Below are 10,338 nucleotides of genomic sequence, written 5' to 3'. Positions count from 1 at the left end.
ACTGGGGACTGGGGACTGGGGGCAAAAGAACAAGAAATATTCCCTATTCGCTATTCCCTGACAATTGACCAATGACTAATGACAACATAATAGAAATGGGGTAGTTCGGAAAAAGTAACTTGTTATGGGATGAAAAGCGTGTGATTGAGGCAGAAGTTCATTTATCACTACATAACTTCCTGCGATCGCAGGCGGGTTTCCCTTCCTGGCCCCATCACTTGACGATGGCACGGTTGGTAGCACGGGCTTTGCGGTTAGGACGTAGTGCTTTAATTCAAGTCGGGGCAGTTTGTGGTTATCAAGGACGATATCGCACAAGTTTTATTGCGTCTGCCTTGATGTGGCCAGGGCCTGTCATAATTGTGGCATCAGAAACTGTCCAGCAACGTTTACTGAAAATAGAAATTCCCCGTCTCCAGCAGTGGTTATCAGTTAACAAACCTATCCGAACAGGTGAAGTTTGGCCGGGTTCTGATTTCCAAGGGCTATTGTTAACATCACCACAAGCTTGGTTAAAAGGGCAGTTAGTTAACAAGGACTGTTTTCCAGCCAATATTCCTACTATTATTGATGGTGTTGATGATTTAGAAGATTGGGTGCGTGAGCAGCTAACTCAAGATATTCAACCTCATGATTGGGATCAATTAATGTTGGCTTGTCCCCAGCAAGCTGAAGTCATTCGTGAAGCTAGGGTACAACTGACACATGAATTATTCCAGCATCCAGAAAATCCATATCACTGTTATCTGATTTCGCAAACGGAAATTGAGATTTTACAAGATCTGTTTTTGGCTTTAGACCTAAATACAAATCAGCTGCCAGATGTTTGGCAAAATTTTAGGCAGCAATTTCAAAATTACTATCAAATCTCTTCTTCACCTATCTCCCCATCTCCCCATCTCTTCTGGGCGACTATTGCCCGTCGTCAAGGCTTATTTTCTTTGCATTATGCCCCCATTGAATTAGCGGCAACACTCACACCCATTTGGCAACGCCAGCCTGTAGTATTAATTGGCAGTGCTTTAGAACCAGAAACGGAAGCTCCTTTATTCCGTCAACGTTTGGGGTTAGAGGATGTAACTTGTTTGAAGTTTTCCAGTGATAATCAAGGGGAAGCGATTCAACTTTATGCACCCTATAAGTTGCCTCTACCAAATACACCAGAATTTCAAGGGGCGTTTATTCACCAAGTCCGCACGCTGGTTTGTTTAAGTGCCACAGCACCAGGAATGACTGTGGTGTTAGTGGGAGATGTACCTCTGAAATCGAAAGTAGGGGCAATTTTGGCTTCGGAATTTGGGTCACGGGTGCAGGTGGAAAAAACTTGTTTGGATGAAAATGGGATTTTGGTGACTGGTTGGGAATTTTGGCGATCGCATCAAAATGTTTTACCAGTACCTCGATTATTAATGATTGCGACTTTGCCTTTACCATCTTTAGAAAATCCTTTGGTGGCTGGTAGGGTAGCTCATTACAAGCGATCGCACCAAGATTGGTTTCGGTTATACTTATTGCCCACTGCCTTGAATGAACTGCAACGAGCGATCGCCCCAGTCCGAGAAAATCAAGGTATTGTAGCTTTACTTGATAGTCGTGTCGTTAACCGCAGCTACGGCGCTCAAATTCTCGCTGCCCTTAGTCCTCTAGCACGCCTGAACTATCTTGATCCCAGCTTATTTTCTCAACCTGATGAAGAAAATTCTGATAGGTAATTGGTAATTGCTAATATTTATCTTTCTTATACGCCTGCCCTCTTACCTTATCTCCACAATAGCCTTGATTCCTGCGAACATATAGTTAAGCAACTAAACTGAAATTTCAATTACTGATTATGGGTGAAGCAAAACGTCGTAAAACCACACTTGGAGAAGAATACGGTCAAGACACTCGCATCTTACCTTGGATTCCGATCACTAAATCTCAAGCTGAACTATTTGTGAGTTTAACAACTCGTGGAGCATGGATCGGCATTGGCGCTATGGTTGTTGTCTGGGTAACAATCCGTTTTATCGGTCCTGCTTTTGGTTGGTGGCAAGTGGTTTCTTGAAGAAGGGTGTAGGGTGCAGAGTTTGGGGTTTGGGGTTTGGGGTAACAATTTTTTCCTGGTTCTCATCTCCCCATCTCCCCTTCTCCTCATCTTCCTATATTCTACGCCTGTTCTATTAAATATCTGAAAGCAAAACCAGTACCCACGTAGCTTAAAGCTGTCTTTAGTTTGGATATCTTGAATACGAAGTTATAGCAACCGCCCAAGAGGTTCGGAGATCAAGAAAGATGTTAACGAAGGCAGGGGGCAAGAGGCAGGAGTCCGTTTTTGTAACGGGCATTTATAACCCACTCCAAAAACCTTTCGCCTTAAAAGGCCAGGTTTTAGACCCGATTGTTGCGATAAAAAAGAATAAACTCATTAAAATAGATATAGCAGCAAAGAGACGAAAAGTTACGTTAGGGTAAATAAATACCGTAAATCTGGTTAAATACTGCTCATAGAGGTGTAGTCTGCAACATTTTTTTATTTGACTAGCATCAGATTTGAGTTACGCTGAAAGCTGATTGTTGTGAGCAGGTAATCTAATTGAGCTAAACATCTAAAGACAATGTTAACTTTAGTAGTTTTATCTGAGATTTATATCTTGCAAATTGAATAGTTTGATACGACATACAGAATCGTTATCCACTACCCTAAGCAAGGTAGCCAATTACAGACTTAACTATCTGTCAGGAATTGTAATGAATAGTTTACAATACCAAAGGATAGGCAAATCTAAAGAAAATATAAAAGAAACTCAAATGACTGTGGTGTCTGGAGGAAAAAAGTGTTTCTGAGACTGGCACATCAACATAGACAATTTGTCCAAGACTTGGTAATGAACCTGCAAGCCTTGGCAATAGTGTTAGAGCGCAACGGCTACCCAGCTTCTTGCTATACCTGTGGCGACCAAATGAACAGTGCTTCATTTATGGTGAGCTTGGGAGACAACCATTTAATTCGCTTTTTGGTATCAGATTACGGAATTACTTGGACGGAAATGCGGGATGACCGCGAGTTAATGAAATTAGAAGGTGCAGAGGCAATTCACCAGTTACAGGAACTGGCTAACCTTGTCAAGCAGTCTATACACACTTCTACAAGTCATAAAACCTTGGTGAAGAAGTGTTAAGTTGCTCAAGAGCAATTAGTGTAAGTGTTTTGTTGCACAATGGTAAATATGGCTTTATCGGTAATTGGTAATTGGTAATAGATTTATTACCCATTCACCATTACCAGAGAAACGTCTTTATATTGGTGTGTGAAGTCTTTTTCTGCGTCTGTTAAAATTTTGATCAGCAAGAATTAAGACTTGTATTTAGAAGATATAAGATGACTCAAGCACAACCAACTCAACCAAAATTACCACCAACTAGTGCCATTGATAGGGTGACGAAGACTGAATTCGATAATTGGTTTGAATATCCTATCAGAGTGCAGCCTCACCATACAGATTATGCTGGTATTACTTGGCATGGTAATTATTTAACCTGGATGGAAGAAGCGCGGGTAGAATGTTTGCGCTCTATAGGTATTGATTTTGCTGATTTAGTAGCTTTAGGTTGTGATTTACCAGTTGTAGAATTATCAATACGCTATCATCGCTCGCTGCAATTAGGAATGATGGCGCTGGTAAAAACCCGGATGCTGGAAGTAACGGGTGTGCGTATGAACTGGGATTATAAAATTGTTTCCACTGATGAGCAAGAATTATATGTGACTGCTCAGGTAACGTTGGTGGCATTAGACCGAGAAAGAGGTAAAATTATGCGTCAGCTACCTCCTGCGGTTAAAGATGCACTGGCTAAAATTTCTACATCATACAAGTAATTAATTAAAAATTAAAAATTAAAAATTAAAAATTAATTACGTGCAGGTATTTGGGAAATGTTTTGAGTAATTTCCGAGATTTTGTGCAAAATATCTTGAGGTGTAATCCCAAAACCAAAGTATAATAAAACCACTATCGCTGCAAATGTCATAGCAGTTTTAATAGTGGTTTTTACTAATTTCCACAGGATGATAAATGTTATCCAAGCGACTATTAAAGTAATAATCATAATGTCAAAAGCTTAAAAATAATTTTGGCTAAATTAAGGAATTAATTATAGGCTAAAACGATTAGAAGATTAGTTTTATTCATAAAATCTTAATAAGAATATGAAAATTATTTCCCTGAGAGGATGTTTGAAAAGTTTTAGGAAGTCAAACAGGACTTACGCAACCATGTCCCATCTTTACGCCAGTGGCAGAAATATCCCTCTTCTGTCGGGCTGGAAAGTTTCCAGGTAACGCTCGCCATCTTATACAAATTCTGTATGATAGCTTGCGTGGCTTCGCCATAGATGCGCCGAATTATATCAGGACTTACGCAAAACAGAACGGAAGTAGGGGTAATTCATGAATTACCTCCTCTAAATGCTATCAAAAAAGGAGTATGTCAAGAGCTATCATCGTGAAGAATATTGCCTTCTTCCCCTCTTTTTGTAAAATTGGGATGCTCCCTGTCAAGAAGTGTTTATAATAGCCTTGTGATCAGTGTAAAGGTAAGTTTAATGCAACTCACAACAACACAAGTCCGACTCATGATTGTCGACCTGATAGAAGAAACTGTCCAATCTTGGGATGGGGAGTTGGATGAACCAATTAGCCCAGATACCATGTTAATCAAAGACCTTAACTTCGCTTCTATTGATTTCATTCAACTTATTGTTGCCATTGAGGAGAAAGTTGAAAAGAAGTTAGGATTTCACGATCTACTTATGCCCAATGACAAATATATAGATGATTTAAGAGTTAATCAGTTAACTACTTTTGTTGAAAGTAGGCTTAACTCTGATACAGTATTTGATCAAGCAATTAATCTATCACAACCATCTCTGGCTGTAGAAAGTAAACCAATTCTCAATGAACCCATTGATGAAATTAAACTAGTTCAGTTTAGGCAGCACATTCCAACCCCAAAGAAATGGGAGGAAGAAGATACCCTCAAAAACAAAAGAGCAGTTTTTGTTCTTTCATCTCCTCGCTCTGGTTCAACATTACTTCGTATTATTTTGGCAGGTAATCCGCAATTATTTGCTCCACCAGAACTGCATTTACTTGATTACAATACACTTGCTCAAAGAAAAGCTGCGCTTGACAACAAACTCAATAGTCATTTGCTAGAAGGTACTATTCGAGCAATTATGCAAATCAAAAACTGTAGTCCTGAAGAAGCGCGGAAGTTAATGGAAGCTTATGAGGTACAGGGGCTTTCAACTAAATCTTTCTACGGGATACTACAGGAATGGATAGGTAATAGGATTCTCGTCGATAAAACACCAACTTATCCTTTTCATCTTGATTTTCTGAGACGTGCTGAAATGCAATTCTCAGAACCGCTTTATATTCATCTAGTGCGACATCCCTATGGTATGATTCGCTCTTTCGAGGATGCTAAGTTAGATCAACTTGTTTCATTTATGAGGGAAAGTTCTTTTACTAGAAAACAACTAGGAGAACTGCTTTGGTTAGTTTCCCAACAAAATCTCTTACAATTTTTAGGAGAAATTCCTCATCATCGCCAGCTTCGCATTAGGTTTGAAGATCTAGTGAATGACCCGGAAAGCATAGCTCAACAAATTTGTAATTTCCTCAATATAGATTTCAATCTGGAGATGTTAGATCCTTACAAAGAAAAGGAACAGCGCATGACAGATGGTGTTGAGCTTGTATCAAGATTTAGTGGAGATCTAAAGTTTCACCTTCACCAAAGAATTGAACCCAATGCAGCTTTTAGATGGCAACAATTTCATACAGTGGACTTTCTTGGAGACATCACATGGGATACAGCAGCATCATTTGGGTACAAGAAGTAACAATTGCCAATTGCTAATCTGAATGAATTTAATTGTCACTACCTGCGATTAGAACAACCAAGTAGAAGTTCAGAGCTAATTGACACTCTCCCGGAAGACAGCCACGGAGATTCTACATTCATCGTTAAAAATTGCTCAACCAGGCTCGCGCCAAGCAGAGTAGAGGTTTCGACTTCTGTAGCGTTACTATGCCTGACGGCACGCCACGCGAACGGGGATGTCCTCCCCTAGCTTGTTGTACAAAATTGAGAATATTCCCTGCCCCGTAAATTTAATCCCAGTCAAAAGTATTTGTCACTGGAATCATAATTTGTCTGTAAAGGACATCTTATGCTTCCAATTAGCCAAAGGACAAATTATGGTTTCAAAAAACAATTTTAAAAATCTCAAAATTAATTCAATGAAGATAGTCTGATTAATCTCTAGTTTTGTAGAAAAAAGCCCAAATCAAAAGAGCTAGGTTGCATAGAAAGATAGCTTCTACCAGAAAAGATACATTACATAAATTAACTACACTGTTAGCCAAAAACCACGGTGCGATAGCTGTGGATTTGAATGTGACAGGGATTTAAACGCAGCTATTAATTTGAGCCAGTGCAGTCTTGGGGTCTACCCAAGTAGAGGAGGGAGTCCGGTCTTGGGGGTTTCCCCCAGGAGGAACTGCCGTCAACTGGCGTGTCACCAGCTGTCAGTTAGGCAGTATTAGCCCGTGAACCCAGTTGTGCCGACACTTTCAGGGTAAAACAGGAAGTAAACAAAGCTCAAAGTAGATTTAAGTAGGTTTTATATAATGGTGATTAATTGTCTACTGCTCAGGTATTTATGCAGAATTGTTTGATAAAATGACGGTAGCATTTATTGTTATGGTCATGTTAGTTTGACGAGACCATTGTTTTCTACCATCAAACTTTTCCTTACAAATAGCTATCTAATAACCTTACATTTCATTCTCAATAAGCACGGTTTTTTTGACATTTTTTCAGGGTGTCTATTAGATGAAACCCTTAGCCTATATTAGTTTCATCTTTATTGTCGCCCACACAACAAATGCACCTTATTTTTTATCTTGAAATTTTCCTATGCCATCAGATCCACAAACAGTGAGTCAAAAACGTCAACAGATGCTACAGCATCTTCGAGAGCGCAGGCAAGAAAGCAGACATGGACTGAGCCAAAAAGGTGGACAGTCTAATGAAGGAATGCCTTTAGAGCATTTTGTCAAGTTAGCAGACCCAGCAGAATCAGAAGCGGTAGCAACTACTCCAGACACTCTTAAAAACGATCATGAAAATCAACTGGTCAAAATTCGTGAGCGATTGAAACAGGCTCGAAGTCTAAGAAAAAGTCTTAAAAGCCAACCATCAGAGCAAGAAAATGGTTCTGTAACATTAGAGAGTTTATCTTCTGGCAAGAGTGCTTTTTCCGAACGTAAGGAGCTTCTGGAAGACCTGATATCAGATCACTTTCGTAATAATCTTAAATCATGGATCACTAGTGTAGATCCTGACCTTGGTGTTAGCTCTACTTCATTGGTTGAATTAGAAGAACATCAACAAGAAATTGAGTACCGCTATAAAATACTTAAACTACTACTTGATATAACACAGCAAGAATTAAACAAGATCGAAATACATATTCGAGCATCAAAGTCATTAGAAAATAACTAATCTTTGACAATACCTGAGCCAATTTACGAGGGCGAACAATACCAAAACGTTGAGCATATATTTTTACCGCTGTTGATATATCTGGCAGATTGGTTGATAAATACCAGGGTTCAGGTTCTTTCTTACCGCGAGACTTTCGTTTACTTATTAGGACTTACGCACCAGTCAGGGAATAATGTATCCCTTACGGGAGTCGTAAGGCATACCACTCCAGACACAGAGGACACAGAGAAATAAGGGTTTGAGAGATATTTTGCGTAAGTCCTGCTTATGAACTTTTTTACTTTACTCACAGTCTAATGATTGAGGTGGGATTTATTAATAATTGAGGTACATATACAATGCAGCGAAGTCGAAATGCTATCTTGGGTTTTTTAATAACTAGTGTGATGACATCTGGAATCGCTTGTGCTGATTTTCGTCAGGCTAGAAACAGTAATGTGATTGAGCCAGATGTTCAACTTATTTCGGTGCAGGGTGATAAGCAATTCCGTAAACGTAACAGACAACGGCAACAAAATGAGCAGACTCCATCAAACCAAATTGTTTCCACTGGATTTGAGGTAGCACCACAGTTAACCGACCCAGCTATTAGTGATTGGCTAGACCCACACTATATAGTTGTTGATCAATCAGCTAAGTTACGCAACAGATTATTTGTTTTTTTTCCTGGCTCATATGGTAAAGCAAGCAGGCAGCAGTTAATCACCCAAGCGGCAGCAAAACAGGGCTACCATGCTATTAATCTGAATTACCCCAATTCCTGGACAGTGGGTAATCTGTGCCGCAAAAATCCTGATCCCGACTGTTCAGGTAAAGTGCGTAAGGAGATCATTAATGGGAAAGATTATTCGCCTTTAGTAGATATCAGTGCTGCTAACTCGATCACAAATAGACTGGTAAAGCTGTTGAAATATTTGAATCAGAAGTATCCACAACAAAGGTGGGGTCAGTATTTGAATGGGGATACTATCAAATGGGATTTAGTTGTTGTGTCAGGCCATTCTCAAGGTGGGGGACATGCAGCAATGGTGGGTAAGGAACATCAAGTTGCCAGAGTAGTCATGCTAGGCGCTCCCTCTGATTACAGTGCTGTTTCAAGACAACCTGCTTCTTGGCTTGCGACTCCTGGACAAACACCACCAGAGAGATACTACGGTTTTACCCACATCAACGATGAAGGGTATGAGCGAATTCAAAAGGCGTGGAAGCTATTGGGAATGGTGAATTATGGGCCTGTTGTGAATGTAGATGGACAACACCCACCCTACAATAATTCTCATCTTTTGATAACTGCGTTCACTCCCTCTCGCCAAGGTAAATATCATGGTAGTGTTGCTACAGACGGAACAACACCAAAACGAGTAGATGGAACCCCGATTTTTCAAGAGGTTTGGCAATATTTATTTGATCTTTAGTGCCAGCTTGAGGGGGCGACAAGCAAGGTAAAACCAAGATAGGCAAAGGATTTAAACCACAGCCCCTCTCAAAAAATAGGGTGCTTGCTTATGATTGAGCAAGCCAAATCTGTAAATGCTTTTCTCCACTCAGATCCATTACTTCCAACACAAATAGTAAACCAAATTCTGTAGACATAGTCTCTTGTATTTTTACCTGGTAATAACTAGTAAGTTCATTCGGAGGAAATAGAAGCCAGTTATCACCATCTTGGCTAGACCAAAGCTGAAATCCCTCCTCGTTATTGACTCCAAGATAAAGATGTTGAGAATGAGCTACAAGACACTGAAAAATAGCACCACTTCCCATGTCAAAACTTAATCCCGTTCCCGACAGAGGGACTCTCAGACCATGAGGAGTAAATCTAGGTATACCAGAAATTAGATCCCAATCATTATCTGAATAGAGCCGAGTTACTTCAAAAGAATTTAAATACCAATCTTTAGCAATAGATTCTTCATCTGGATTTATACCACTGGCAATATATAAATCCCCGTTAAAAACAGCCATTGCATAGACTTTTTGATTATGAGCAAATCTATACGCACCATTCGTAATAGCTAATTCCCAAATATTTGTATTTTGATCAGTATCTCTATATCTCCATATCTGGAATCCCATTTTTCTATTTAAAGTGGCAATAATTAAAGAATTATTAAAATCTAGGATGCCAGAAAAATCTATATTGTTTTTATCAGTAAATATGATCTGATTATCTATTTCTTGCCAGGGGGCTGAAACGATAGATTCTGTCGTGAAAATACAAGATTTACAATTTTTATTTCTAAGACCTTTAGAACCTAAAATATATAAATTTTGGTTGATAGTAAGAAATTGATGTACATCAATATTATCGGGAATTAAATTTTTATTAATAGACTGGTAGTGTTCACCATCAGATGAATATAAAATTTTTGCTCCTACAGAGGAAATTACACTTAATATAAGTAGAGAATTGCTACCATTCTCTTGGTTCAATGTACCCAATTCAACACTGAATTTATTTGGGGATATTTGAGAGTTATCCTTTTCATCTTCTGATTGCAATTGGACTAATGATAAATCATTTTCATTACTATTTAAAACCTCATGATATACTTCCGTCCATTTATTTAATTGAGGTTGATAACGCCAAACTTTGATATACAAATTACAGTCTTCATCATCGCTATAACATATAGCAAAGTAAAGACATTTTTGAAAAAGGGATATTGAGCAATGATAATGATTTAGTAAACTGGGTAAATTACTGGGAGTAATTTTAGTTAAGTATTCTACTCCAAGTGTATGGACTGTTAACATAGTATTTTGCATTACTTTTCAG

10 protein-coding genes and 1 pseudogene are annotated in these 10,338 nt (G+C 39.0%); 9 read left to right on the top strand and 2 right to left on the bottom strand.

What is annotated here, in order from left to right:
* The first annotated feature begins 140 nt into the window (after positions 1-140).
* The 4 genes from A0J48_RS18250 to A0J48_RS18235 all read left to right on the top strand — a co-directional run bounded on the left by A0J48_RS18250 (position 141) and on the right by A0J48_RS18235 (position 3,859).
* Positions 141-1,712: a helicase C-terminal domain-containing protein gene (locus A0J48_RS18250; protein WP_200325532.1), complete on the top strand. Its 1,572-nt coding sequence runs from the start codon at positions 141-143 to the stop codon at positions 1,710-1,712.
* 119 nt (positions 1,713-1,831) lie between these two features.
* Positions 1,832-2,047 carry a DUF2839 domain-containing protein gene (locus A0J48_RS18245; protein WP_200325528.1) on the top strand — a complete coding sequence of 72 codons (216 nt, stop codon included), beginning with the start codon at positions 1,832-1,834 and terminating at the stop codon, positions 2,045-2,047.
* A 769-nt stretch (positions 2,048-2,816) separates the two neighbouring features.
* Complete coding sequence (locus tag A0J48_RS18240) at positions 2,817-3,161, top strand: DUF1815 family protein (protein WP_200325526.1); 345 nt, start codon at positions 2,817-2,819, stop codon at positions 3,159-3,161.
* Positions 3,162-3,361: 200 nt separating this feature from the next.
* Positions 3,362-3,859, top strand: a complete 498-nt coding sequence (locus A0J48_RS18235) for an acyl-CoA thioesterase (RefSeq protein ID WP_200325524.1) — start codon at positions 3,362-3,364, stop codon at positions 3,857-3,859.
* Positions 3,860-3,891: 32 nt separating this feature from the next.
* Here the strand turns inward: A0J48_RS18235 and A0J48_RS18230 are convergent, their stop codons facing one another.
* Positions 3,892-4,089 (bottom strand): hypothetical protein, encoded by a 198-nt coding sequence (locus A0J48_RS18230; RefSeq protein WP_200325522.1) that lies wholly within the window; start codon positions 4,087-4,089, stop codon positions 3,892-3,894.
* Between the two features lie 495 nt (positions 4,090-4,584).
* Here A0J48_RS18230 and A0J48_RS18225 point away from each other — a divergent pair, with 495 nt between their 5' ends.
* The 5 genes and pseudogenes from A0J48_RS18225 (at position 4,585) to A0J48_RS18210 (ending at position 8,974) form a co-directional block, all read left to right on the top strand.
* The gene (locus A0J48_RS18225; protein ID WP_200325520.1) at positions 4,585-5,889 is read left to right on the top strand and encodes a sulfotransferase; all 1,305 of its coding nucleotides are present in this window, start codon (positions 4,585-4,587) and stop codon (positions 5,887-5,889) included.
* A gap of 446 nt (positions 5,890-6,335) precedes the next feature.
* Positions 6,336-6,437: pseudogene (locus A0J48_RS27635) on the top strand (hypothetical protein); the annotation flags it as partial.
* Positions 6,395-6,595 carry a zinc ribbon domain-containing protein gene (locus A0J48_RS27780; protein WP_200325530.1) on the top strand — a complete coding sequence of 67 codons (201 nt, stop codon included), beginning with the start codon at positions 6,395-6,397 and terminating at the stop codon, positions 6,593-6,595. The pseudogene A0J48_RS27635 and the gene A0J48_RS27780, both read left to right, overlap by 43 nt.
* A 373-nt stretch (positions 6,596-6,968) precedes the next feature.
* The gene (locus tag A0J48_RS18215) at positions 6,969-7,556 is read left to right on the top strand and encodes a hypothetical protein (protein WP_200325518.1); all 588 of its coding nucleotides are present in this window, start codon (positions 6,969-6,971) and stop codon (positions 7,554-7,556) included.
* A gap of 341 nt (positions 7,557-7,897) precedes the next feature.
* The gene (locus A0J48_RS18210) at positions 7,898-8,974 is read left to right on the top strand and encodes a BPSS1187 family protein (protein WP_200325516.1); all 1,077 of its coding nucleotides are present in this window, start codon (positions 7,898-7,900) and stop codon (positions 8,972-8,974) included.
* 88 nt (positions 8,975-9,062) lie between these two features.
* Here the strand turns inward: A0J48_RS18210 and A0J48_RS18205 are convergent, their stop codons facing one another.
* Positions 9,063-10,328, bottom strand: coding sequence for a hypothetical protein (locus tag A0J48_RS18205; RefSeq protein WP_234301007.1), 1,266 nt, complete (start codon positions 10,326-10,328; stop codon positions 9,063-9,065).
* Between the last annotated feature and the right edge of the window lie 10 nt (positions 10,329-10,338).

The sequence above is a fragment of the Sphaerospermopsis aphanizomenoides BCCUSP55 genome, from assembly GCF_001586785.1.
GTDB classification, from domain to species: Bacteria; Cyanobacteriota; Cyanobacteriia; order Cyanobacteriales; family Nostocaceae; genus Sphaerospermopsis_A; species Sphaerospermopsis_A aphanizomenoides_A.
Note: the sequence above shows the minus strand (reverse complement) of the source record. Positions and strands in the feature narration are given on the sequence as shown.